This is a genomic window from Gemella taiwanensis (assembly GCF_054054385.1).
The window spans coordinates 19,640-44,605 of the sequence record NZ_JBSMTL010000013.1; the positions used below are offsets into that span (position 1 = coordinate 19,640).

22 protein-coding genes and 1 rRNA gene are annotated in these 24,966 nt (G+C 29.0%); 4 read left to right on the top strand and 19 right to left on the bottom strand.

What is annotated here, in order from left to right; all coding sequences use genetic code 11:
• Positions 1 to 20: 20 nt before the first annotated feature.
• The 6 genes from ACWOA3_RS07860 to ACWOA3_RS07885 all read right to left on the bottom strand — a co-directional run bounded on the left by ACWOA3_RS07860 (position 21) and on the right by ACWOA3_RS07885 (position 7,043).
• Positions 21 to 1,445: a leucyl aminopeptidase gene (locus ACWOA3_RS07860; protein WP_456885171.1), complete on the bottom strand. Its 1,425-nt coding sequence runs from the start codon at positions 1,443 to 1,445 to the stop codon at positions 21 to 23.
• Between the two features lie 33 nt (positions 1,446 to 1,478).
• The gene (hemG, locus tag ACWOA3_RS07865) at positions 1,479 to 2,876 is read right to left on the bottom strand and encodes a protoporphyrinogen oxidase (protein ID WP_456885173.1); all 1,398 of its coding nucleotides are present in this window, start codon (positions 2,874 to 2,876) and stop codon (positions 1,479 to 1,481) included.
• An 11-nt stretch (positions 2,877 to 2,887) separates the two neighbouring features.
• The gene (locus ACWOA3_RS07870; RefSeq protein WP_456885175.1) at positions 2,888 to 4,126 is read right to left on the bottom strand and encodes an ABC transporter permease; all 1,239 of its coding nucleotides are present in this window, start codon (positions 4,124 to 4,126) and stop codon (positions 2,888 to 2,890) included.
• The gene (locus ACWOA3_RS07875; protein ID WP_456885177.1) at positions 4,119 to 4,862 is read right to left on the bottom strand and encodes an ABC transporter ATP-binding protein; all 744 of its coding nucleotides are present in this window, start codon (positions 4,860 to 4,862) and stop codon (positions 4,119 to 4,121) included. The genes ACWOA3_RS07870 and ACWOA3_RS07875 overlap by 8 nt, the downstream gene beginning before the upstream one ends.
• Complete coding sequence (coaE, locus tag ACWOA3_RS07880; protein WP_456885179.1) at positions 4,840 to 5,505, bottom strand: dephospho-CoA kinase; 666 nt, start codon at positions 5,503 to 5,505, stop codon at positions 4,840 to 4,842. Before coaE ends, ACWOA3_RS07875 begins: the two co-directional genes overlap by 23 nt.
• A gap of 95 nt (positions 5,506 to 5,600) precedes the next feature.
• Positions 5,601 to 7,043 carry an amino acid permease gene (locus ACWOA3_RS07885; protein WP_456885180.1) on the bottom strand — a complete coding sequence of 481 codons (1,443 nt, stop codon included), beginning with the start codon at positions 7,041 to 7,043 and terminating at the stop codon, positions 5,601 to 5,603.
• A 373-nt stretch (positions 7,044 to 7,416) separates the two neighbouring features.
• On the opposite strand from ACWOA3_RS07885, the gene ACWOA3_RS07890 reads away from it, so the two are divergent.
• From ACWOA3_RS07890 to ACWOA3_RS07905, 4 genes are all read left to right on the top strand, one after another.
• Positions 7,417 to 8,544 carry an acyl-CoA dehydrogenase family protein gene (locus ACWOA3_RS07890; RefSeq protein WP_456885182.1) on the top strand — a complete coding sequence of 376 codons (1,128 nt, stop codon included), beginning with the start codon at positions 7,417 to 7,419 and terminating at the stop codon, positions 8,542 to 8,544.
• Between the two features lie 245 nt (positions 8,545 to 8,789).
• Positions 8,790 to 9,614 (top strand): phosphate/phosphite/phosphonate ABC transporter substrate-binding protein, encoded by an 825-nt coding sequence (locus ACWOA3_RS07895; RefSeq protein WP_456885183.1) that lies wholly within the window; start codon positions 8,790 to 8,792, stop codon positions 9,612 to 9,614.
• 2 nt (positions 9,615 to 9,616) lie between these two features.
• Entirely contained in the window at positions 9,617 to 10,792 is a 1,176-nt protein-coding gene (locus ACWOA3_RS07900) for a cobalamin-independent methionine synthase II family protein (RefSeq protein ID WP_456885186.1), read from the top strand.
• Complete coding sequence (locus ACWOA3_RS07905; RefSeq protein WP_456885188.1) at positions 10,785 to 11,249, top strand: OsmC family protein; 465 nt, start codon at positions 10,785 to 10,787, stop codon at positions 11,247 to 11,249. Before ACWOA3_RS07900 ends, ACWOA3_RS07905 begins: the two co-directional genes overlap by 8 nt.
• 133 nt (positions 11,250 to 11,382) lie before the next feature.
• Here the strand turns inward: ACWOA3_RS07905 and ftsZ are convergent, their stop codons facing one another.
• The 13 genes from ftsZ to rrf all read right to left on the bottom strand — a co-directional run bounded on the left by ftsZ (position 11,383) and on the right by rrf (position 24,954).
• Positions 11,383 to 12,474, bottom strand: a complete 1,092-nt coding sequence (ftsZ, locus tag ACWOA3_RS07910; protein ID WP_003143912.1) for a cell division protein FtsZ — start codon at positions 12,472 to 12,474, stop codon at positions 11,383 to 11,385.
• Between the two features lie 20 nt (positions 12,475 to 12,494).
• Positions 12,495 to 13,868: a cell division protein FtsA gene (gene ftsA, locus ACWOA3_RS07915; protein ID WP_271966142.1), complete on the bottom strand. Its 1,374-nt coding sequence runs from the start codon at positions 13,866 to 13,868 to the stop codon at positions 12,495 to 12,497.
• A gap of 231 nt (positions 13,869 to 14,099) precedes the next feature.
• Positions 14,100 to 15,065 carry a cell division protein FtsQ/DivIB gene (locus tag ACWOA3_RS07920; protein WP_456885190.1) on the bottom strand — a complete coding sequence of 322 codons (966 nt, stop codon included), beginning with the start codon at positions 15,063 to 15,065 and terminating at the stop codon, positions 14,100 to 14,102.
• Between the two features lie 6 nt (positions 15,066 to 15,071).
• Positions 15,072 to 16,412, bottom strand: coding sequence for a UDP-N-acetylmuramoyl-L-alanine--D-glutamate ligase (gene murD / locus ACWOA3_RS07925; RefSeq protein WP_456885193.1), 1,341 nt, complete (start codon positions 16,410 to 16,412; stop codon positions 15,072 to 15,074).
• Position 16,413: 1 nt separating this feature from the next.
• The gene (mraY, locus tag ACWOA3_RS07930; protein ID WP_456885196.1) at positions 16,414 to 17,397 is read right to left on the bottom strand and encodes a phospho-N-acetylmuramoyl-pentapeptide-transferase; all 984 of its coding nucleotides are present in this window, start codon (positions 17,395 to 17,397) and stop codon (positions 16,414 to 16,416) included.
• A 9-nt stretch (positions 17,398 to 17,406) separates the two neighbouring features.
• Positions 17,407 to 19,566 (bottom strand): penicillin-binding transpeptidase domain-containing protein, encoded by a 2,160-nt coding sequence (locus ACWOA3_RS07935; protein WP_456885198.1) that lies wholly within the window; start codon positions 19,564 to 19,566, stop codon positions 17,407 to 17,409.
• A 39-nt stretch (positions 19,567 to 19,605) separates the two neighbouring features.
• The gene (locus ACWOA3_RS07940) at positions 19,606 to 19,932 is read right to left on the bottom strand and encodes a cell division protein FtsL (RefSeq protein ID WP_456885200.1); all 327 of its coding nucleotides are present in this window, start codon (positions 19,930 to 19,932) and stop codon (positions 19,606 to 19,608) included.
• Between the two features lie 16 nt (positions 19,933 to 19,948).
• Positions 19,949 to 20,884 carry a 16S rRNA (cytosine(1402)-N(4))-methyltransferase RsmH gene (gene rsmH, locus ACWOA3_RS07945; protein ID WP_456885201.1) on the bottom strand — a complete coding sequence of 312 codons (936 nt, stop codon included), beginning with the start codon at positions 20,882 to 20,884 and terminating at the stop codon, positions 19,949 to 19,951.
• 11 nt (positions 20,885 to 20,895) lie between these two features.
• Positions 20,896 to 21,327, bottom strand: coding sequence for a division/cell wall cluster transcriptional repressor MraZ (mraZ, locus tag ACWOA3_RS07950; protein WP_003145774.1), 432 nt, complete (start codon positions 21,325 to 21,327; stop codon positions 20,896 to 20,898).
• Positions 21,328 to 21,475: 148 nt separating this feature from the next.
• The gene (gene dnaI, locus ACWOA3_RS07955; RefSeq protein ID WP_456885204.1) at positions 21,476 to 22,360 is read right to left on the bottom strand and encodes a primosomal protein DnaI; all 885 of its coding nucleotides are present in this window, start codon (positions 22,358 to 22,360) and stop codon (positions 21,476 to 21,478) included.
• Positions 22,360 to 23,736 (bottom strand): DnaD domain protein, encoded by a 1,377-nt coding sequence (locus ACWOA3_RS07960; RefSeq protein WP_456885205.1) that lies wholly within the window; start codon positions 23,734 to 23,736, stop codon positions 22,360 to 22,362. Before ACWOA3_RS07960 ends, dnaI begins: the two co-directional genes overlap by 1 nt.
• Positions 23,729 to 24,724, bottom strand: a complete 996-nt coding sequence (locus tag ACWOA3_RS07965; RefSeq protein ID WP_003145771.1) for a hypothetical protein — start codon at positions 24,722 to 24,724, stop codon at positions 23,729 to 23,731. Before ACWOA3_RS07965 ends, ACWOA3_RS07960 begins: the two co-directional genes overlap by 8 nt.
• Before the next feature lie 115 nt (positions 24,725 to 24,839).
• Positions 24,840 to 24,954 (bottom strand): 5S ribosomal RNA (rrf, locus tag ACWOA3_RS07970).
• Positions 24,955 to 24,966 lie beyond the last annotated feature (12 nt).

The following is a 24,966-nucleotide window of genomic DNA, read 5'->3' on the forward strand; positions in this document are numbered from 1 at the left end:
ACCCTTGAACTTTTAATATCTTATTTATTTAATAAGTTATACAATGTTTTAACATGTACTCCTGTAGCACCTTTTGGAAGGTATTTTTCCGCTTTTGATAAATATGCTGTTCCCGCTATATCTAAGTGAATCCATGGAACATTATTCGCTACGAAGTTTTCTATGAATAATCCTGCAGTTATTGTTCCTCCAAGTCTTCCACCTGTGTTTTTAACATCAGCTACAGAAGATTTATTTAATTCTCTGAAGCTATCATCAGCTGGCATTTGCCATACTCTTTCTCCAGCTTCTTTCGCAGCTTTATTTAGTTCGTTATAAAATTCTTGGTTGTTCGTTACTGCTCCTGTGTAGAATTCTGCTAACGCAACTAAACATGCACCAGTAAGTGTTGCTAAATCTATAACTTTATTTACTTTAAGTTTTTCAGTTGCATAATATACTGAATCAGCAAGAGTAATACGTCCTTCAGCATCTGTATTAGCTACTTCTACTGTTTTTCCTGATAGAGTAGAAATAACATCACCAGGTTTATATGATCCACCTGAAATCATATTTTCACAAGCTCCTACAATAGCAATAACATTCGTTTTTAATTTTCTCGTAGCAATTAGTTTCATAGTTCCAATTACTGTCCCTGCTCCACCCATGTCACAGTGCATAATATCCATACTATTTGCCGTTTGTTTAATTGAATAACCACCTGTATCATAAGTCACACCTTTACCAACTAAACCAACTACTTCACTTTCTTCTGGGTTATTTAAATACTTCATAACGATAAATCTTGGTTTTTTATCAGAAGCACGCCCTACTGCTAAAAGTCCTTTTAGTCCTAATTCTTCACATTGTTTTTCATCGTATACTTCTACTTCTACACCTAAAGCTGTTAATTCCTTGCTAGCAATATTAGCAAGTGTTTCTGGGTATAGATATTCTGCTCTTTCATTAACTAAGTCACGAGCAAAAAATACACCGCCAATTATATCGCATGCTTCACTAACTACTTCTTCTATACTTTCTAATTGTTCTTCAGTAGTTAAATTAATAGTAATTTCTGGGAAGTCTTTTCTATCAGACTTATACTTATCAAATTTATAAGTTGCATGTAAAGCTCCTTCTACAGCTGCATTTACTATATTCTTAGTAGGTATATTTTTTACTTTTGGTAATGTAACTTGAACTTCAAACTCTTTATTTTTTACTAATACTTTAACTAGTTTAAAAAATACCTCACGCACTTGATCTTCTTTTAATTCATCACGTTTCCCTAAACCTATTAATATTTCTTTTTCTCCATTATATGGTAAATTCACAAATATTTCATTCAGTTTCCCTTTAAATAATTCTTTCCCTTTTGTATATTCTAAAAGTTCATTATTGTAATTTTCATCTTCAAATATTGGTGTTACAATTACACCTTCTAATTTATTAGTATTAAATTTCATCTTAATTAACCTCGTACTTTGTACGTCCCTTCTTTATATTCTTTCTAATATTTCTTTTGCTATTTCTTTAGCTTCTAATACTGTATTTTCTAAAGTTGTTCCTTTTTTTGATTTACCTATAATAAAAACATTCGAATATTCTTTTTTCATATACTCATTGAATTCATTAATGTTTTTATTATAATTTTTACAACAAAAACGGTAGTTATCTTTTATTTTACTAACATAGTACTTATTCACATTTCCTACTACACCATGAACTTTAATTAGTTCTTCTTCAACAATTTCTTTAATTTCACTATCGCTTTTATCAATAAGTTTTTTTACCGCTTCTTCTCTACTTATATATGCTCTTACTATTTGAATTCCGCTCATTTTTATGTCAATCCATTTATTACTTACGTATTCTAGCTTCGTAACATATTCACTTTCATTTTTCGGGAAAATTATTTCTCCAATTTCACGATTTATGTGTAAATCATCTCTCTTATAAATAAGCGTAACTACTATATTAGAAACATATTTCATATCAGAATAAAATTCAATTATCTTCTCGTCATCATTAAACCACGGTAGGAAATTTTTTTGATTCAATGTTAGTATTATATAGTCATAGTAATAAATACTGCCATTTGAATGAACTAAATATTTATCCCCTCTTTTTTCGATTTTTTCTACTTTTCTATTTAGTTCTAGAAATACTTTGTCTGAAAAATTCGATTCTAGAGTTTCTATAAATGATTTCAATGTAAATTTCAAGCGATATTCTGCTCCTACAGTAATATTATCAATAACATTTCTATCATACATCTCTTCAAGTACTTTATTAATATCTTCTTTTTGAATCGTTAAAAATGATAATTCTGGCATCAAGCTTACCATACTTTGTTTAGAAATATCACTAGCATAGTAACTTGTCAATAGTGGTTCTATTAGTTTAACGTAGATTTTTTCATTAACTATAGCTCTAAAAAACTCTTCAACTGTTAACTCTTTAATATACTCATCTTCTAAAGTATTATACATATTATATAAAATAGATAACTTTTCTTTAAGTGTAAATAAATCAGATAGCAACAATTCTCTCTTATCAAGTGGAAGTCCATAAAGCATTTTTTCCGGTAAGTATTTAATTCCCTCTTTTGTAAAAAATACCTTTTTTGTTATCCCACTTTTGATTAAATATCTATGTAATCCTAATTCTATCATTAAATAAAACAAGACTCCTTGTTCACTAATAGAATTGTGCCATCCATTATCATAAATTTCTTGCCCAAACTGAAACTTTCCAAATCTGTCATTTGCAAATTCTAAATCTTTCTCGATTAGATCAATATTAAACTTTTTTGAGTTTACTCCTGAGAGTTTATCAAGAAAGTAAGCACAACTTACTCCTGATAAGTCTCCTCCTATTATTGCTATATTTTTCATAATCTGTCCTTCTACTTAACTTTTCCAATAAATATTTTAGATATTATATTTGCTATAACTACTGAACCAATTATTACTAAGATATTCATTGTGCTAAAACTAGATAATAATATAGATACTACCCCTAATAATAATGTAGTTACTATCATGACACTAGTTAATAATTGTTTATAGCTTTTTATTTTTATATCTTCACTTACTGGTAAAATACTATGCCATATATTATTACTCATTTGCTTGTACAATGGAACTAGCTGAATTATTGTTAAATAACTGTATGATATTATTGCTAAACCACTAACATATGTATTTTTAAAACTATAAATAACTAGAACGGCTAAGAGCATTAGTCTTAACGCTAGATAGACTGTATTTTCTTGTCTTAAAAATACTCTATAGTAATAATATTTAAAACTATTTTCTTTTTTGAAATTATCTTTTGTTAATTTTGGTAATAGTATATCAAAATATTTTCTTCTAGCAACTTTTACACCACTTAACGGAACATCAACAAACATATTTACAAACTTCAAATAGCTTTCTATACGATGTTTGTCATAATCTGCTGCTTGATTCCAATTCACAACATATTTTTCTTGATCTTTAGCATTTATTTTATTCCCAGCATTTTTCATAATATAGTAAGTAAATACGGCTAATACAATTATGCTAATTAAGTAAATAATACGAATAGCTATGTCATCAAAAAATACTACTAACAACTGCATAAAGATTACAATAAACAGTAATAATTTACTCCAGATTATCTCTTTATAATGAATAACTTGGAGATATTTTAATAAATTGTTCCATATTATTACTATTAATAACATAATAATGCTTAATCTATCTATATTACCAATAAGATTAGTAATTGGCTTTGTAGCGAAATAGAAGATTATAACAGTAATTATATGAACTACCGTACTGTTTATTACAGTTTTTAATCCTACTTTTCTATAATATTTTTCTAATGGTAATAAAAATACCGCATCCGCTTCTTTAATATATATTTTTATTTTTGTACTTACTAAATAATAACTAAAGACAACAGTTGCTGCTGTGTAAACTGAGTATAATTCTACTTTGCTTGCAATAGCAATCCATTTCGAATAATTTATAAGCACTGCTCCTAAAACTATAATAAGAAACATTATAAGGTGCGAATTAAAAATGTACTTACTATAGGTTAACTTTAATTCTTGTTCTTTCTTTCGTCTGTCAGAAAAAATATTTTCAATATTACTCATTATTTCCTCGCACTGTTAATGATAGATATATTTCATCTAAAGACGCACCTGCCATATTAAATTCGGCTCTTAATTGTTCTAAATTACCATTTGCTAAAATTTTACCTTCATGAATAATAACAAAATTATCACAGTATTTCTCAGCTGTTGCAAGAATATGCGTAGACATTAGAATACTTGCTCCAGTATCCCTTCTTTCGCACATCAAGTTAATTAAATCATTTATTGCAATAGGATCTAATCCTAAAAAAGGTTCATCAATTATGTATAAATTTGGTTCTACTAAAAAGGCACAAATTATCATAACTTTTTGCTTCATACCTTTTGAAAAATGAATAGGAAAGAACTTTTTCTTATCTTTCAATTTAAATAAATCTAATAATTTTTCAGCTCTTTTCCATGTATCTTCCATATCTAATCCATACGCCATTGCTGTAAGATTTATATGTTCTTCTAAAGTTAGCTCTTCATATAAAACGGGTGATTCTGGTATATAACTGATACTTTTTCTATATTTTTCATTATTTCTAGTAATTGTTATTCCATTAACTTTTATTTCACCTTCCATAGGTCTTAGTAAACCTAAAATATGTTTAATTGTTGTACTCTTACCAGCTCCATTAAGACCTATTAATGCTGTTATGCTTCCCTTAGGTATTTGGATATTAACATTATCTATTATTTTTCTTCGATTATACCCTCCACCTAAATTACTAATTTCTAATACATTCGTCATTTTTTATGACCCCTCTCTCTAACTCGTCTAATATCAAATCTATTTGTCTATATGTTTCTTCTTTAGTGTTACTATTATTAATTACATAGTTTCCAAGCTCTGATTTATCTTTTGAGCTCATTTGACTTTTTATTCTATTCATAGCCCCTTCAGAAGAAAGAGAATTTCGATTCATCAATCTATTTAATTGTATTTTTTCATCTACATGAACTACTATTATCTTTTCGACTAAATCTTCAAAGCCAGCTTCAAACAAGAGTGCTATATCTAAAAAAACTAGTCGTTCATCGCTATGTATTTCTTGTAATTGTAAAATTTGTTTTCTTATATAAGGATGTACAATACTATTAAGTATTTTTAAATTCTCCTCATTACCAAAGACTAATCCCCCTAGTTTTTCACGGCTTATCTCATTATTCTCAATAATCCTTAAACCAAAACTTTTCTCAAGTTTTTCTCTCACTTCATCATCAGTTAGTGCAGTATGACCTAATTTATCAGCATCAATTATTGTATATCCTTTATCCCTTAGATAATTTGATACTGTACTCTTCCCACATGCAATACTTCCCGTAATTCCTATATTCACAATATCAACTCCATTAAGTTTCTTATGTACAATTTTATCATAAACCGTAATCATTTACCACATTTTACGAATCAATAAAAAATATAACACATAAAAATTACTCTCTCTATCATTGTTTAATCCTTAGATAGAGAGAGTAAATATTAATATTATTTTTCTTTATATGGATGAATATCCATTTCTTCTAATTTTACAAATTTTCTCTTTGTAACTACTTTAAATGTTAAATACATTAGTACACCAATCGCTGGACAAACTAAGTTATATGACATTTTTACAAAACCACCAGTTGCATAATCTGAAACTAATTGAAGTAAAATTATTGTTGCAAATGATAGTAATGCAATGTAAGAACCTACAACTCCAGTTTTCGATGTATACGGTAATACTTCCTCAGCTTTTTTCCCTTGTTTAGCAATCGCCTTACGTAGACGAATTTGCGAAACTAATGATACCATCCAAATAATCATTACTATAATTCCTACCATTGATAATAACATGTAGTATCCACTTGGATTAAGTTTTTCAAATATGAAACAAAGAACCATAAATAATGCAGATACTGTTAAAGCAAATACAGGAATTGAATTACTATTCAATTTCTTAAATACTTTTGGTCCGTAATCATGTGAACTTAATGAGAATAATTGTCTGCTTGAAACATACATACCTGAGTTTGCAGCCGATAATACTGATGTTAAGATTACGGCATTCATAATTACTGCTGCTATTTCTAATCCAATATTTTGGAAAACAATTGTAAATGGTGAAGCAGTTACATTGTTTGTATCTAATAATCTTGGATCATTCGCTGAAACTATTGAAGATATAATTATCATCGTAGCTATGTAGAATATTAAAATTCTCCAGAACACTTGTTTTACTGCTTTAGGCATTGTTTCTTTTGGATTTGGTGATTCACCAGCTGTAACAGCTACTACCTCAGTTCCTCCAAATGAAAATGCTGCTGTAGATAATACCCCAAATAAACCTAAAGCTCCTGCACTACTTGTTTTTTCTCCATTTTGGATGAATGTATGAATACCAGCTTCACTATTTCCAGTAACTCCAAAAATAATTGCAGCACCAACCAATAAGAATGCAACAACAGTCATTACTTTTATTATTGTTATCCAATATTCAACTTCTCCGAAAACTTTAACACTAACTAAGTTTAATAAATACAATAATACTAAAAATGCAATACAAATTGAAAATGTTGAAAATTGTCTAAAGAACTCCCAATAATGTAGTATCTTTGATAACGTGATAATATCAACACTTGCTACTAAAATCCACAGAATCCAGAATAACCAACCTACACCAAAACCTACACCTGGATCAATAAAACGTGTTGCATAAGCTCCAAATGAACCAGAAACGGGATAAAACGTTGCTAATTCTCCTATAGAAGCCATTAAAAAGTAGATAATAACTCCAATCAATGCATAAGTAATAACTGCTCCATAAGAACCTGCTTTACTTACAACTGCCCCACTAGCCATAAATAATCCTGTACCTATACATCCACCTATGGCAATCATACTGATATGACGAGCCTGTAATTTTCTTTCCATTTTAGAATCTGTCATTCTCTTCATCCTTTCTTGTAATATATTATAACTATATAAGTAATGATTATACTAGAATATTTATATTTTGTAAATAATTTTCTGAAATTTTATTATTATTTTTCAAAAATTTCAGAGATATTTCTAATTAACTTCTCTTAATTGATAACGGATATCATTTAGTTAAATTTTATATTATATTCTAGAATATAATATTTTTGTTAAAATGGTTATAATTCATATCCCCAATTTTCACAATAATTCAATTTATTTTTAAAAAAGTATTTTATTATAATCATTATTATATCAAAAGTTAAAGCATTTACAGATTTTCACTTTAGCTATATAATTTTTTGTAGAAATCACTATTCTATTAATATTAGGAGGCATTATTATGACAACATTTTATAACGAAGCTAGGGAATTTGCAAAAAAATATATTGACCCTATTGCTAAAGAAATTGATGAACAAGAAAGATTTCCAGAGGAAGTATTTAAAGAATTAGGAAAAGCTGGATACTTTAAACTTATGATTCCTACAGAACTTGGCGGATTAGGTAAAGATATGCAAGAACATGCTGATGCTTGTCGTGCTTTCGCTAAATCGAGTGCTACTGTTGGTTTATGCTATATGATGCACAATGTTGCATTAAATTGTGTATTATCTTATGCAGATGATAATCTTAAATCAAAAATCTGTAAAGATATCGTAGAAAATGAAAAATTTATGGCACTTGCTTACAGCGAATTAGGTACTGGTACTCACTTCTACATTTCTGATGTTAAAACTGAATTCAAAGATAACTCAGTGATTTTCAATGGACTAAAAAGTATGGTAACATCTGCTGAATTTGCTTCTTACTACTTAGTACTTACTCCTTCTGATGTTGAAGGTGGAATTGATAACTGGGTATTCCCATTAGATTCTAAAGGTCTAGAATTTAGATCTTCTACTTGGCATGGTTTAGGTATGCGTGGTAATGTATCCTGTCAAATGGCTATTAACGATGTCGAATTAGATAAGGAACTTCGCATCGGAGAAGCAGGTTCGGGTGTTGATCAAGTATTCACAATTGTTGCCACTTACTTCATTACAGGCCTTGCCGCTGTTTATAGTGGACTATGCGAAGCAATTTTAGACGAAGCAGTAGCTCATACAACTAATAGAAAATATCCTGATGGAAAATCATTAAGTGAGATTGAAACTGTTCAAATTCATCTAGCAAAAATTTACAGTCAAACAAATGCTGCTGTTTTAGGAACAAATGAAGCTGCTCGTAGTTTCTTAGCTAAAGAAAGTGATATGTTAGCAAAAATTTTATCAGCTAGAATTTTCGCTAGTGAAGCTGCTATTGAATTAGCTCGTCTTGGTATGCGTGTTGGTGGTGGTAAAGCTTATAACCGTGTTGGAAATATGGAACGTTACTTAAGAGATGCTTTCGCAAGTCATATTATGGCACCAAGTGTTGACGTACTTACAATTTGGTTAGGAAAAGCAATTACTGGGCAACAATTACCATAATAATTACTAATAAAATCAAATTTTTAAGTGGCTGACCCAAAAGTCATAAAATTTTAACAAAGTTCATATAGAAACTAATGTACGCAGTGGTTTATTGATATCTAAATTCGCTTTATAAAAGCTTTTTAGATATCTAATAAACTGTGCAGGGGTGACTCGACAAAATCTTGTTTCTTAAGAAATCACGATTTTTGAGTCACTCCCCTTTATTTAATAAATACAAATAAGAAAAGAGGAATATTATTATGTCAAAATTAAAAGTTGGAGCTGTAATCTATGACCCAAAGGTAACTGTAATTTGGGGAATTATTGCGAAATTTTTTGAGGATGAAGACTTTCCTATTGAACCAGTTTATTACAAAGATTACAAAGGTCAAGTTGATGGTTTATTAGCTAAAGAAATTGATATAGCTTGGAATTCTCCTTTAGCATGGTTAGATACTCACCTACGCACTAACGGAAATGCGTTAAATGGTTCTATGCGTGACACCGACCGTGATCGCAGTTCTTATTTAGTAGTAAAATCTAATAGCAACATTAACTCTATTCAAGACTTAAGAAATAAAACAATAGGTTTCGGTGCAATTGATTCACCACAAGCCAGATTAATTCCTATTAACCATCTTCACAAACTTGGTTTAGAATTTGGTAAAGATTATACTGAAAAACGTTTCGATATCGGTGTCGGACTTCATGGTGACCATGTCGGTGGAGAACTTGATTCAGCAATAGCTTTAAAAAATGATGAAGTTGATGCTACTTGGATGTTAGATTTAAACTATAATGCTTGGATTGCAGATGGAACTCTAGATAATAATCAGGTGAAAATTTTATCAAAAACAGATTTCTTTGATCACTGTATCTTCTCAGGACATCCAGAATTAGACGTAGCTCGTTTTGAAAAATTTATAGAAGTATTACACAAAATGGATTACAATAATCCATCTCACAAAGAGATGATGGATATGGAAGGATTAAAAGAATGGATATCTGGTCGTACTTCTGGGTTTAAACAACTTACTGAAGCCAATGAATATCTAGATTTTTTTAAAGAGTTTTATGGTGAATAATTATGACTAATTCATCTTTCTTAGTTTCTCTTCTTGGCAGTATGCCTCGTAGTAGAAAACTATTGACCGCAAAACGAAAATTAAATAAAGGAAATATCGACTTAAAAACATATCAAGAAATTCTAGATGAAGAAACAAAATATGTAGTTGAACTTCAAGAAAATAATTATATTGATATAATCACTAGCGGTGAACTAAATCGAGATAATTATGTTTCATTTATTGCTGAACGTTTGGACGGTGTTACAATGATGAGTATGGCTGATATGTTTGATTATATTGAGGACAAACAAGGTTTTGAACAAATACTAGAAATATTAGACGTTCCTGCAATTAGTATAAAAAACGCAATTTGTACTGGAAAAGTAAAATACAATAAACCTCTGGTAGCTGATGAAATGATTGAACTAAAAAAATTAACAAATAAGAAAATCAAAGCAACATTACCAGGTCCTTATTTAATAACTAGGTCCATGTGGTTACCTGCTCTATCAAAACAATATTACGATAGCAAAGATTCTCTAGGAGAAGACATAATTAAAGTATTAAAAGAAGAAATTGATTCATTATCAAAAATAGGCATAGATGTTATTCAATTTGATGAACCTGTACTAACCGAAGTGGTATTTTCTGAAGGTAAGACAAGATCTTTTATGTGTGCAGCATTATCTGAGAAAAAAGATCCTACTGAAGAATTAAAATTTGCTACTAAATTAATTAAATCTGTAATTGATTATGCTAAAGAAAAAGAAATATTAGTTTCTCTTCATGTATGTCGTGGTAATTGGAGTCGTGATGAAAGTATTCTACTTACTGGACCTTATACTCCTCTACTTCCATTATTCGAAGAAACTCTTCCTAATATACTTACATTAGAGTTTTCTACTCCTCGTGCTGGAGAAATATCTTCATTATTCAGTAGTACTTTAATAAGGGATAATTGTATACTAGGATTAGGTGTTATGAATCCAAGAACAGACGATATAGAACCATTAGAAGATATCTTAAATCGTGTAGAAGAAGTAATGCAATATATTCCTAAAGAAAGAATTTGGTTAAATCCTGACTGTGGTTTTGCTACATTTGCAAATAGACCGGTAAGTACAATGGAGATAATTGATAAAAAATTAGCTCGCCTAAATGAAGCTAAAGATACATTGAGGAAACTATATGAGTAATCTATATGAATCTAAAAATTATGATTTAACTTTTAGAGGAATTTTATCTAGTAATATATTTAAGATGTACACTAATAATGATTGTATAAATATATCTAGCGAAATTAGTTTTGATATTAATGCTGATTATGCGAGTAGTATTAATTATTTTGCGGCTTCTATCTTAGGTGGAATTGCCCATAGTATTGTATCACAAAGCAAACAACTTAATATTGATATTGAAGAACTTGAAGGAAAAATACATCTAAATTTGAAAAATCCACTTTCTCTAATCGGTGTTAAAGGATACAATGAAGAACCAAAAATAGATTTTTGTAATATTACATATTATCTATATGCTGATTACGATGAAAATGATTTACTAAAATTTTGTAATACAGCTCTTAATAAATCATTTATATACAACACTTTAAAACATGGAATCAACTTTGATATAAAATTTATTTTAATAGAATAAAATTCAAAAAAATCCTGATAAAAAACAACTTTATCAGGATGTTTAATTAAATATTATAAAATATATATTTCTAAAATGAAGCATAAGCATATAAAAAGAAAATCAGATATTTATCCGATTTTCTTTCTTTTTATTAGATTTCTCTTCTTGTTCTTCTTCTTGGACGTGGGTACATTTCTTGTTCTACTTCGTTTTTACCGTAACCACTTGTGAATGAGCTAGCTTCTGGTTGAGCTGGACGTTGTGCTAAGATATCTCTTTCAACACTTACTCCATCTTCTTCAAATCCAGTAGCAATTACTGTAACGATGATTTCATCAGTTTTTTCTAATTCTTCGTTAAACACTGTTCCGAAGATCATGTTCACTTCGTCATCACTTGCTTCTTGAACGATACTTGCAGCCGCTTGAGCTTCAAATAAACTTAATGATGGACCACCAGTAATGTTTAATAACACACCTTTAGCTCCAACGATTGATGTTTCAAGTAATGGAGATGAAATAGCTTTTTTAGCTGCTTCGATAGCTCTGTTTTCACCTGAAGCTACCCCGATACCCATTAATGCAGAACCTTGGTCAGCCATAATTGCTTTAACATCAGCAAAGTCAAGGTTAACTGTACCAGAAACATTAATTAAATCAGAAATACCTTGAACCCCTTGACGTAACACATTATCAGCTTCAACGAAAGCTTGCATCATTGGAGTAGATTTATCTACGATATCTAATAATCTATCGTTAGGAATAACGATAAGTGTATCTACAGCACCTTTAAGTGAGTTAATTCCAGCTGTAGATTGTACTTGACGTTTTTTACCTTCAAAGTTGAATGGACGAGTAACAACACCTACAGTTAAAGCACCTAATTCTTTAGCAATACCTGCTACGATTGGAGCTGCACCTGTACCAGTTCCTCCACCCATACCAGAAGTAACGAATACCATATCTGCTCCTTCTAGCGCTTCTTCAATTTTATCTTTAGTTTCTTCAGCAGCTTTACGCCCTACTTCAGGGTTAGCACCTGCACCAAGACCTTTTGTTAATTTTTCACCGATTTGAATTCTTACGTCTGCTTTAGAGCGTTTTAAAGCTTGAGCATCTGTATTTACTGCGATGAATTCAACATTTTGAATTCCACTTTCTACCATTCGGTCAACGGCGTTACCACCACCGCCACCAACACCTACTACTTTAATTACTGCTGATTGATCAAATTCTTCAAACATTCTTTATTTCCTCCTGATTATTATTCAAAAAACGAATTATACATTTTAGTTATTTTATCGAAAAAGTTTTTCTCTTCTTCTTTTTTCTCTTCTTCATAATAAGTTTCTTCTTCATGAACATCTTCATGAGTTTCACTTATCACTGGTGCTTCAACTTTTGAATTATTTACTGTAATTTCTTCCACTGCAGAAACATTTTCAAATGTTGAATTTGTATTTTTTATTGTCGGCACTTCATCAGTTACTTGATATCCAAACAATGATTCAATTTTGTAACTACTTGTTAATGTACCTACAACAACAGATAATTCTGGTGAATTAGCTCCTATGATTTTTGGCGACCCAATTCTTACATTCATTTTTCTTAGCATATCTTTTGCTAAGTCTAGAACACCAGGCATAAGTGTTGTTCCACCTGTTAACACAACGTTACCTTTTACTCTATTTATACCAGCTTTTCTTAATACATCGAATGAACGTAAAATAATCTCTTCTACAATTTCTTCAATGTAATCTGCTAATTCTTTTTGTGTATATGGTTCTTCATCTGGTTCTAAATTATCTAAGTCAATAATTACTTGTGGTGATGCTAAGTCATAAAAAGCATGCCCTTGAGTAACTTTTATCTCTTCTGCACGTTTTAATGGGACATTTAAAACATCTGATATTGTACGTGTAATATCTTCACCTGCTAACTCAATTGATTGTGATAATTGAAGGATTCCATCTTCAAAATAACTCACAGTCGTAAGTCCTGCTCCAATATCAATAATTACTGATCCATAATCTTTTTCTTCATCATTTAATAGTAATTCACCTAATGAATGAGATGTACAGAATGTCTCGTTACAATCTAATCTTAGATTTTCAATACTTTTATATATTGTGTGAAGATGAGTTTTAGATGTTAAAACTCTATTTCCTGTTACCTCAAATGAATTATGAACAGTCATTCCTTTTGGTTTTCTAATATTTTCAATATCATCAAGACGATAGTAATCTGGAATTACTTGTACCACTTCTCTTTCTCGTGGTAATGGTAGTATTTTTGCTTCTTCAATTACTTCTTCGATATCTCTACCATCAATATCGTGTTTTGTATCAAATTTAATTTCCGCTACACTTTTTTTAATATGAGTGTGTATACTTGGAACTGCTACATATAATGATCTTATGTCCTTATTAGCTTCACTTTTCGCAATATCTATTGCTTTTTGAATATCTCTAGAGGCAGATTCTACATCAATAATGTTCCCTCGTTTAATAGCTGTTGTTTTTACAACACCAACACCGAGTATATTCAATTTTTCATATACTACATCTGCTATTATCACTTTTATACTAGATGATCCTAGATCTATTGAAGTATACAATTGTGAACTCAAGTCAAACACTCCTTCCTTTTAAACTTTGTTATTATAATAAAATTGTAAATACACACATATTTTATTTACACATACTAAATTATAACATAAAATTAGAAAAAAAAATATGAAAAACATCAAAAAAAATTAAATTTTATTAAAATATTTTCAATTTGTAATATAACGAATAAGTTTTTTTCTTTTATATAATTTTTCAATAAAAAAAGCATCCAAAATACAAAATTTAGGATGCTTTTATAACTATTCATTTTTCTTATTACGTGTTGATTGTTGTTTGCTATTATTGTTCTTGTTAGAAGAATTACTTTGACTATTTGTAGTAGAATTTTCAGATTTATTACTTTGTTGTAGTTTTTCTTCTTTTTCTACACTTTCATTATCTTTATTTGATTTCTCATCATCATTTAATCCCTGTCTTGCAAGTAATTTCTTAATACTATCGTTTCTCACTTTTTCTGTTTTTGGGGTTTCAAGATATGCACCGTTTATTAAGTTTAAAGTAGTATTATTTTTATCTTCAATATATTTAGATATTTCTTCATAGTAATTCAACTTATCTGCAAAGCTGGCTCTTAACGCTTTAATTTTTTGACCATCTTTCATATAAATAATTAGTCTATCATTTTCATCACTAATTATCTCAGATATTTGTAATCGTACTTCCTGTTTAAGTTTATTTAAGTTTTTGTAAACTTCTTCAAGTTTATTACTATCATCATTGAAATTTTCTATAATAGGTAAACTATAATTGTTTCTAATTTTTCCAGAATATGGTTTCCCATTTTCCATTATTATTTCTAAACTACCATCTTCTTTTTTATTTTGTGCAATAAAACTATACTCTTCTACCTGCACTTTTATAGAAGAAGGCAATTTAGATTTTACTGTTACTGATTTAAATATATCAAATCTTGATTTTATATTATTTTGAATTTCATCATCTTTTATAGACCATGTTCGAAGATTTTTGTTAATGTTCCCTGCCTCGAGTATTTCTTCTTTAGTAATTTGATTGTTACCTTCAACTTCAATTGTTTTTAATTTTAAATAACTACTAAATAAAAGCACAAATACTCCTATTACAATTAAAAATAAAGTTACTATATAAAATACTTCACGCCTTTTTTTTCTTTTAATTTTTTCTAATGAACTACGACGATTATCTTTGTTCATTTTTTCAAGTAACTTCCTATTCTTCTTGTTCATAGTTTTTTAATCCTCTTGAATAATCTTCTTAAATGTTGCTATAAATTCATCTCCACGATCTTCAAAACACTTATATTGATCCCACGATGCACATGCTGGTGATAATAATATTGTATCACCATTCTCTGCAAGTGAATTTGCTAGAATAGTAGCATCATCAATTTTAATTGCTTTATGACAATCAACATTATTATCAATAGCTAAGTTATATAATATCTCTTTACTTTCACCTACTACTACCATAGATTTTACTCTTGGTAGATATGGAATTAATTCTTTGAAATCTATTCCTCTATCTTGTCCACCACAAACAAGTATTATATTTTTTTCAAATCCTGATAGTGCTCTAGTTGTTGCAACTGGATTTGTAGCTTTTGAATCATTATAAAATTTTACTCCTTTATGCTCTCCTACAAACTGTAATCTGTGTTTTACTCCACTAAAAGCATAAAGAACACTCTTAATAGATTCTTTATCAGCACCTTTTATAAATGATATCACAGCAGCATTAATTGCATTTTCCACATTATGCATACCTGGAAGTGAGAGTTTAGTTATATCAAATAATTCCTCACTCTCAAAAATAACCATATTATCTCTTACATAGATATCTGCTTCTATATTTTCTTTTGTATCATAAAATAGCACTTTAGAATTAATTTTTTCTATATCATATTTATCTTTTTCATTAATATTCAAAATTAAGATATCATTACTATCTTGATTTTTATAAATATTTCTTTTAGCATCCCGATAATTTTCAACACTACCATGATAATCTAAATGCCCAACACCAAGATTAGTAATTACAGCTATCGATGGTTTGAAATATTTTGTGCCTTGTAATTGGAATGATGAAACTTCAGTAACTAATAATGAATTTGGATGGTTATATGCGATTTCAATTGAAGGATATCCAATATTACCAGCTAAGAACACATCTTTTTTTGCGGCTTTCAGAATATCGAATGTCATCTGTGTAGTAGTTGTTTTACCGTTTGTTCCAGTAATAGCTACCATATCAATGTTAAACAATGTGTTTGCTAACTCAATCTCAGTTATAATATCAATTTTCTTGTCAATTGCTTTTTGTAAAAATTCTATTTGATATTTAATTCCTGGATTTTTTACTATTAAATCAATATTTTCTAAAAGTTCTAATGGATGACCTCCATCAATTACTTTAACTCCTAAATCCTTCAACTCAGCTGCTTTTTCATCGGTACTTAAATCATCATATGCATTTAAAGTAACATCATATCCAAGTTTGTTTAAGATTTTTGCAGTTGAATAACCACTTCTTGCAAATCCTAACACTAATATTTTTTTATCTTTTAAATTAATCATTTTAAATAACCCCTATAAAGTAACCTATAGCAGATGATATCATAGCTATGATTACAAAAATATAAACAGTTTTTACTTCACCATACCCAGATAATTCGAAATGATGATGTAAAGGTGACATTTTGAAAATTCTTTTTCCTGTTTTTTTGAAGTAAGCCACCTGAATTATTACAGATAAAGTCTCAAGTATATATACTAAACCTATAAATAAGAATGCTATCTCTTTATGTAAGATTACTGAAATCGCAGCTAAAATTCCACCTAAAGCTAAAGATCCAGTATCCCCCATAAAGATTTTTGCTGGATTTTTATTAAATAATAAAAATCCTAAAAGTGCTCCAACTATAGTCAGACAGAAAACTAATACAGGAAAATTATTTTCCTTGTATGCTAATAAAGCAAATGTACTAGTGGTAATAATTGTCACACTTGTTGCTAGACCATCTAATCCATCAGTTAAATTAACCGCATTAGAAAATCCTGTTTGCCAAAATACTAAAAAGATCAGATATAAATATGAAATATTAAGATTATAATCTAATCCTGGGATATGGATATAATTTATATCTTTATAAATAAATGAAACTAAGATATAAAATATTACAGAAAATAGTATTTGTAGCATTAATTTTTTTCTTGGAGCAAGTCCATCATTTTTCTTCTTAACTACGATAAGCATATCATCTATATAACCAATAATTGAAAATGAGATAGTTGTATAAATAAATAAAATATAATATTGAATATTTCCACTATCCAAAATCATTGCAATAATAAGTGAAATTACTATTGAAACTATAAAAGATATTCCTCCCATTGTTGGTGTACCTTTTTTATGCATATGACTTTGTGGACCTTCTTCTCTAATTGCTTGTCCAAATTTTAGAACATGTAAATATTTGATTAATCTTGGTAGCATTAGTACCGTAAGAAAAAATGCTACCAATAATAACGATATAGCAAATACTGAATCTGAATTACTCATTTCGTTCTCCTAACTAAATTTTATTTTTATCTTGTCCCCTTTTTTTATAAATCTCTGCGCAGGAATTGATTGTTGTTTTGCAAACCCATTCCCTTCAGTTTCAATATCTAAGCCGGCTAATTTAGCATAATTTATGACATCAATCTTAGACCATCCTATGAAATTAGGTAATACTATGTTATTATCCGAAACTAACAGAAATACTCTTTCATCTTGTTTTATTACATTATCAGCCGAAGGATATTGTCCAATAATATTATTACCAGAGCCAATTGTTATGATATTTTTGGTTTTTTGTTGTAATTTTAGTACTGTTGAATTAACGTTCTCGCCTACAACATTTTCCATTTGATAACTTTTTACAGTATCACTATCATTTGATTTTTTTACATTTAAATAATTTAATGTATTTTCCATTATCGGTTTAAAAATCTCAGAGGCTCCGTATGCACTACTAGCTCCAAGCTCTTTTGTCGGTAATTTCATACCTACATATAAAATAACTTGAGGATCTTCACTTGGTGCATAACCAATAAACGAGCGCATTACCTCAAATGGACTCTTAAAATAAGTCCCTGTCTTAGGATCTACTACCTGAGCGGTTCCAGTTTTACCAGACGTACTGTAGTTATCTACGGCATATCGCTTACCACCTTGTGCCCAAGTTCCATTAACAACTCCGTATAGTTCTTCTTTCATTGTATCTGCTGTTTGTTTTGATATTGGATTCCCAACTACTGTTTTTTTCCCAATATTAACATCTTTATCCAATGTTTTATCATGAACTCGCTGTAAGAAATACGGTGCTAACATTTGACCATCGTTTAAAATTGCTGTCTCCGCTTGAACCATCTGCATTGCCGTAACTGTACTACCTTGACCAAATACAGTAGTAGAAGCAGATAATTTATTATTAAATACTAAATCTCCTGTTGCTTCATTTTCATAAAGTGAATTCGTACTTTTTCCAAATCCAAAACTTTCTAAACCACTTTTTAGTTTTTCAGTCCCTAATTCATTAAAAAGTGTTAACATCAATGTATTTGAAGATTGTTGAAATCCATGACGTTGAGTTATTGTTCCCCATCCAGTTTTATTCCAGTCAAAAATAGTAGCATCTTCTTCTTTGTATGAACCAGATCTAAAGTAGGCTTCTGGTTTATAAATATTATTTTCAACCATTAGTGACATAGTAAAAGTTTTTAATGTGGAACCAGGTTCATACGCTGAGTTATAGAATATATTCGACCAAGCGCTTGAAAGATTTTCTTGAGTATTTGGATTAAATGCTGGAGTTTGTCCTAAGCCTAGTATTTCTCCTGTTTTAGGACTAATTGCTATCGCGAATGCACTTTCTGGTTCATATTTATCCTGAATATCTTTCAAAGTATTATCAATAAATCCTTGAATATTTTTATCAATAGTTAAATAGATATCCGCACCATCAACAGGTTTAATCTCTACTTTAGGTATATTAGAAACTACTTTTCCCCATGCATCTTTAGCATAAGTAATATGTCCTTCTTTTCCTCTTAGATAGTAGTCAAAAGTTTTTTCAACTCCTAGTCGACCGGTAATTAGATCGCTATCAGGTGAATTTTGAGCAAAACCTAAAAAGTTTCCTAACATACTTCCGTTAGGATAATATCTTTTTGTTGTTGCTATAAATTCAATACCTGGAAGTTTTAACTCTTCTATTTTTTTCTTATCTTCAACACTAATATCCTTACCGGCTGTTCCAAATTCTACTTGATAAACACCTTTTTTATTAAGTATTTCTTTTATCTTACTTTTATCTAATTTAATAAATTTAGATAATTCATCTGCGGTTTTATCTACGTCAATAACATGTCGAGGATTTGTATCATCCTCTGTTGCTTTATCAGACACTACCGCAACAATTTTGTAAGACTCAATATTATCAGCTAATATATTCCCATTTCTATCGAAAATTTTCCCTCTATTAGGTTGTAAACTACTGTCAATTTTATACTTTTTATCTGCTAACTCTGATAGGTTATGTCCCCTAACAGTTCCAATTAGCATCATTTGTCCAATATTTAATATTAATATCCATACAAAGAAAAAAACAAAAATTAGAAAAAATACAATTTTTGTTCTTTCTCGAGAGATATAATCTTTTCTTTCTAAACTTCTTCTATCTTCCAAAAACTTTAAAGTTAATATTTTCTTAAAAAGTTTTATCAATTATCTCACTACCTTTATACTATCTTTTTGAGTTTTCATTCCTACTGTCTCAGCGATTTTTTTAACTCTTTCGTAAGACGACAGATTGTTTATCATAACTTTTTGTTCATTGTTATTTTTTTGTTTTTCTGATATTACTATATCATTTTTTTGTTGAGAACTTCGTAGTGAATAAATCTCTCCTTTATAGTTTAACATAACTACGTTAGCAAGTAAAATAACTCCTACAAAAACTCCATAAGCAGTTTTTTCCAAAAAATTAAATTTCACTTTTTCTTGTACTTTTCGTACTCCATATTCTCTACTATATACCTTTAGTGTAGCCATAAATCTTTCCTCCCCTCTATTTTGTCTGTACTTCTGCCACCCTTAGTTTGGCACTTCTTGATCTATTATTCTCTTCTAATTCGATATCACTAGGATATATAGGTTTTCTCGTAATTACTTTTAATTTAGATAAACTTTCTTCAGGCATAACTGGTAGATTTTTGGGAATATCTTTTGCCTTTGCGTATGAATTAAATATTTGTTTACAAATTCTATCTTCTAAAGAATGGAAAGTAATAACAGATATTCTTCCTCCTACTTTAACGATATCAATTGCTTGTTCAAGTGAATCTTCAAATACCGATAATTCATTGTTCACTGCAATACGAATAGCTTGAAATACTCTTTTAGCTGGATGTCCTCCAGTTCTTCTTTTAGCAGCTGGGATGGATTCTTTAATTATTTCTACTAATTCAAAAGTAGTTTCAATAGGTTTTTGTTCACGTTTTTTCTCAATATTTCTTGCTATTTGTTTCGAAAAATTCTCTTCTCCATAGCGGTAAAATATTTTAACTAAATCATGATAACTATATTCATTAACAACTTCATAAGCACTGATTTTTGCATCAGTATCCATTCTCATATCTAACTTAGTATCATAGTTGTAACTAAAACCTCTTTCTGGTGTATCTAATTGCGGTGATGATACTCCTAAATCATATAAAACCCCATCAACCTCATGAACACCATGTTCAGCTAACTTTTCTTTTAAATTAACAAAATTCGATTTAATAAAGACAACTTTATCACTGTATTCAGCTAATTTATTTTTGGCATTTTCTAAAGCTACATTGTCTTGATCAAAAGCATATAGTTTTCCATTTTTTAATTGTTTTAAAATTTCTAAACTATGTCCTGCTCCACCTAAGGTACAATCGACATATATACCATCTTCTTTTATATTTAAGCCTTCTACAGCTTCATTTAATAATACACTATAATGTTTAAACATTTTCATCCATCCTAAAAATCAAAATCTTCTAATTCTTCTGCTATTTCTTCTACGCTAGCTTCACTTTCAACAAGTAAATCTTCCCAACGATTTTTATCCCAAATCTCTATCCTATTTGACAAACCATTAACAACACAATCTTTATCTAAAAAAGCATGTTCTATTAATGCGTTTGGAATATTAATTCTTCCTTGTTTATCTATTTCAACTTCAGTGGCTCCGGAAAAGAAGAAACGTTGGAAAGTACGAGCATTTTTCTTAGTAATAGGCAGTGATTTTATCTTACTTTCCACCTTTTGCCACTCTTGTAGTGAATAGCCAAATAAACAAGAGTCTAGACCTCTTGTAATAATAAATTTTTCACCTAGTTCATCTCTGAACTTTATTGGAATACTAAGCCTTCCTTTGGCATCCATTTTATTATTATATTGACCAATAAACACTACTTCTCACCACCTTACTTTTATAATTTACCACATTTCCCCACTTTTTTCCACTAATTTCGAAAAAAAAATGAATTTTTTTGATTTTTTTACCAAAAAAATAACCAAGTATTTATAAACATAAAAATTTATAAATACTTGGTTTATTTTAATTATAATATTCTCTTTCGTTTTCACCATCAAGAAAGTGTAATGAACATAAAGAATGTATTCTTTCTACTATTCTTAATGCCTTTGTTCTATCTACTGTTGTTCTACCATTCGATAATAACTCAGCTAAATCATCTATACTTAGATTAGATGAGAAGAACGTCGGTAGTTTTTCAGCTTCTCTATGATTAATAATTGGGCCTAATACTTCATCACGAATGAATTCAGTAATATTTTCAGCACCAATATCATCAATTATAAGTATCTCTTCATCTCTAACTAGATCTATATATAAATCATAACTATTATCACTTATTTTAGATTTTATCTTTCTAATAAATTCTGGATAATATAAAATAGTTGGTTCTTTTCCATTTTGTTTAAAATAGTTGTATATAGAACCCATTAAATACGTTTTACCAGTACCCGTTGGTCCATATACATAAACACCTCTAGAAGATTGACCATTTAATATACTTCTGCAAATTTTAATAATTTCTGTCGCTAACATACCCTTTTCTCTATTCCTAGATAGATTTTCAAAAGTGTATGTCAAAACTCTTTTTGGTATAAACTCTGTCTTCACCTTATTTGAGGTCTTCATACTTGCTACTTTTTGCTTGTACTCTTCAGTCTCTTCGTATAAAATACTAACTTCTTCATTACTAAAAACTAACCTAGGTTTATGCTCTATATTAAGTAGTTTATCTTTTGAAATATAAAATTGATAAAACTTTTCAAGATTATTTTCTATATCTATTTTGGTAAAATTATTGTCACGGATAAACTTAACAATTTCAGGATCACTAAGAACTTTTTCCGATATAAATCTCTTAAACGAATCTTGAGTATTGCTAGCAACTATATTTGATAATTTTTTCACTACATATCCCTCTTATTATTTAATTCTTGCATCATCTTATTGTATGCATCTTCATCTTCTTTAGTAACAACACGATTCTCTTTTTTCTTAGAAACGTTAAAATTACTTTGACGATTTTGAAGATACTCAGGAAACGGTGCATAATTTCCTTTCTTATTATTCACATAATTCTTTTGTTGCTTAGAAGTCTTTTTATTTGATGTATCGATATTTTTCTTATAATTTCTATTATTTCTAACAAAATCAATTGCATCCTTTGCACCTAAAAGTTTTTGTGCACTCCAAGAACTAGCTATCTTATCAATATAATTGATATGAGGTATAGAATTATTTCCTGTCTGATTAATAGAATATTCTAATAAAATATTTAAAACTCCTGTAGGAAAATTATACTTACTTTGTAATTCACCGATATTCTTTGCGTCAATATTAGAAACTACTATACCTTTTTGTTTATTAAGGAATGTGATAAAGTTTGTATTATCTACTTCTTTAATGAACAATTCTTCCTCAGTAAGTTTCTCTTCCTCAATATTAGTTAGATTTTTATTTACCATACGTTCTAATGTTGGTACTTCTTGTTTTCTTACATTAACATTTAATTGAACAATGTAATCTGTTAATACTTTAAGATTAATTTCACTTGCTCCATTAGTAATTTCAACAGATTTTTCTATAGCTTTTGCCATATCTTGAGAATCCATTTTATAAATATGTGCCAAACCTAAAATCTTGTTCTTTACTTCATCATTTGAGATAACTTCAGTTAGATAACTATTTGCTAAATAATAATTTAATTTATCGAAATCAAAATAATACTCATCAAAATTAGGACCAGAAGTAACTTTATTTTCCAAATAATCAAAACCAAAATCATTTAAGTTTTCTAAATGGAAGACATCTGAAAACTTAGAAGTTATTTCTTCAAAACTTCTAAAACTTACTTTATCTAGGGAATAATAATTACTTAATTCCTTATATTCAACAGTGCCTATAGTGTTTTCTAATAATTGAGCCAAAACAGGTGTTCCGAAGAATTGAGAAAAATTTAAAGCTTGCTTAATCTTATAAACAAATTGACCTACTCCGTTGTTATCAATATAAAAAGTTTGAAGTAGACCAATTGCTTCCAATTTCTTTCTTGCGACAATGAACTTATGATTAGATAAAGCTAAATTATCTAATATATCGTAGTGTAAATAATTCTTTGAAAGATTTTTGTCACTAAGCATTTTACTCCCTAAAAAATTATATAAACTTATAGCATCATTACCTAATAATGGTAGATATAGTAAGTTTAACTCTTTAGAGTATTCTGAAATATCATAGTCATTATAAACACAATAAAAATCCTTAACAGAAAAAATATTACTCATGTTTTTCATCCATTACTTCTATAATTATTTGCGTATATTCTAAAGCATAGATGAAATCTTGATTATAATCATATTTAATCTTATCATCGTTTCTCAATGGTGCAAAGAAAGATTTTACTAAAATTGGATATATATTAGATAAAAGCAATTTTGCATTATCATTTTCATAAAGTGCTCTTAAGAAATTAAATACTTTGTACACACATTCTAGAAATTCCTCTTTAGTTGGTGTATTTATATTAGTATAACTTTCAATTTTTGTTGAAAAACTAAGTATATTTTTTTTATCATTTTTAGCCACAAAAGTTCTCAAATCATCTATTAATTCATACATATAATTAAAGAATGATTCGAAATCTTCTAGATACTCATTATTAATGATTTGAGATTCATTTTTTAATAACAATTTATTAATATTATAATCAGTTACAAAAAGATAAATCTTATAAAGATCTGAGTATTCAACATCACTTAATTTTTGATAATCTTGAACTATATCATTTAAACTCTTACCATCTTTGTAAATATTATACAATGTATTTAACCATATAAATTCATCAAGTTTCTTATTATTGATTAAAGTTACTAGATAATTATTGAAACTATACTCTTTTTCATCTTCAAAAAGAATAGAAGTTCTACTTTCAATTCTAGATAAAATTGTATTGAATTCTTTTACTGAATCTTCATCAACAATTATTTCATCAAAGTTAGGTTTTAAATCAGCTTTAATACGTCTAAATTCATCTGCACTATTATCAAGGTTGTCTAATCTCTCCTGATAAACTTCATTATATCCAGGCTTTTGTGAATGATAATATGTTTCTATTGCTTTATTAAATACTAGAACTTTCTCTAAAATTTTTATGTATGCAACTTTAATACTTTTATTATCTGAAATTTTATTAATCAATTTTAATGCGTTCAATATGTCTTTTTTATTCTCACTAGTAAGTACTAATGTTTTTTCATCTTCTAAATAAAACATGCTCAAACCTCCAATTATATATTACTATACTATGATACTCTATTTTTGAAAGAAAATCAAAATATATGAAATTAAAATAAAAAAAGAACCTTCCAAAAGGAAGGCCCTCACTGTTGCCTGGCAACGTTCTAGTCTCACAGGGCGTAAGCCCAACTACATTCGACGCTAAAGAGCTTAACTTCTGTGTTCGGTATGGGTACAGGTGTGTCCTCTTCGCTATCGCCACCAGACGAAAACTTCAT

Bases quoted from the DNA above. Each gene is read 5' to 3' on its own strand.
- ACWOA3_RS07885 (WP_456885180.1), bottom strand. From the start codon at position 7,043: ATGACAGATTCTAAAATGGAAAGAAAATTACAGGCTCGTCATATCAGT.
- ACWOA3_RS07895 (WP_456885183.1), top strand. From the start codon at position 8,790: ATGTCAAAATTAAAAGTTGGAGCTGTAATCTATGACCCAAAGGTAACT.
- ACWOA3_RS07875 (WP_456885177.1), bottom strand. From the start codon at position 4,862: ATGACGAATGTATTAGAAATTAGTAATTTAGGTGGAGGGTATAATCGA.
- ACWOA3_RS07940 (WP_456885200.1), bottom strand. From the start codon at position 19,932: ATGGCTACACTAAAGGTATATAGTAGAGAATATGGAGTACGAAAAGTA.
- mraY (WP_456885196.1), bottom strand. From the start codon at position 17,397: ATGAGTAATTCAGATTCAGTATTTGCTATATCGTTATTATTGGTAGCA.
- ACWOA3_RS07960 (WP_456885205.1), bottom strand. From the start codon at position 23,736: ATGAGTAATATTTTTTCTGTTAAGGATTTTTATTGTGTTTATAATGAC.
- ftsZ (WP_003143912.1), bottom strand. From the start codon at position 12,474: ATGTTTGAAGAATTTGATCAATCAGCAGTAATTAAAGTAGTAGGTGTT.
- ACWOA3_RS07920 (WP_456885190.1), bottom strand. From the start codon at position 15,065: ATGAACAAGAAGAATAGGAAGTTACTTGAAAAAATGAACAAAGATAAT.
- ACWOA3_RS07905 (WP_456885188.1), top strand. From the start codon at position 10,785: ATGAGTAATCTATATGAATCTAAAAATTATGATTTAACTTTTAGAGGA.
- ACWOA3_RS07900 (WP_456885186.1), top strand. From the start codon at position 9,617: ATGACTAATTCATCTTTCTTAGTTTCTCTTCTTGGCAGTATGCCTCGT.
- coaE (WP_456885179.1), bottom strand. From the start codon at position 5,505: ATGATTACGGTTTATGATAAAATTGTACATAAGAAACTTAATGGAGTT.
- rsmH (WP_456885201.1), bottom strand. From the start codon at position 20,884: ATGTTTAAACATTATAGTGTATTATTAAATGAAGCTGTAGAAGGCTTA.
- ACWOA3_RS07965 (WP_003145771.1), bottom strand. From the start codon at position 24,724: ATGTTTTATTTAGAAGATGAAAAAACATTAGTACTTACTAGTGAGAAT.
- ACWOA3_RS07870 (WP_456885175.1), bottom strand. From the start codon at position 4,126: ATGAGTAATATTGAAAATATTTTTTCTGACAGACGAAAGAAAGAACAA.
- hemG (WP_456885173.1), bottom strand. From the start codon at position 2,876: ATGAAAAATATAGCAATAATAGGAGGAGACTTATCAGGAGTAAGTTGT.
- murD (WP_456885193.1), bottom strand. From the start codon at position 16,412: ATGATTAATTTAAAAGATAAAAAAATATTAGTGTTAGGATTTGCAAGA.
- ACWOA3_RS07860 (WP_456885171.1), bottom strand. From the start codon at position 1,445: ATGAAATTTAATACTAATAAATTAGAAGGTGTAATTGTAACACCAATA.
- ACWOA3_RS07890 (WP_456885182.1), top strand. From the start codon at position 7,417: ATGACAACATTTTATAACGAAGCTAGGGAATTTGCAAAAAAATATATT.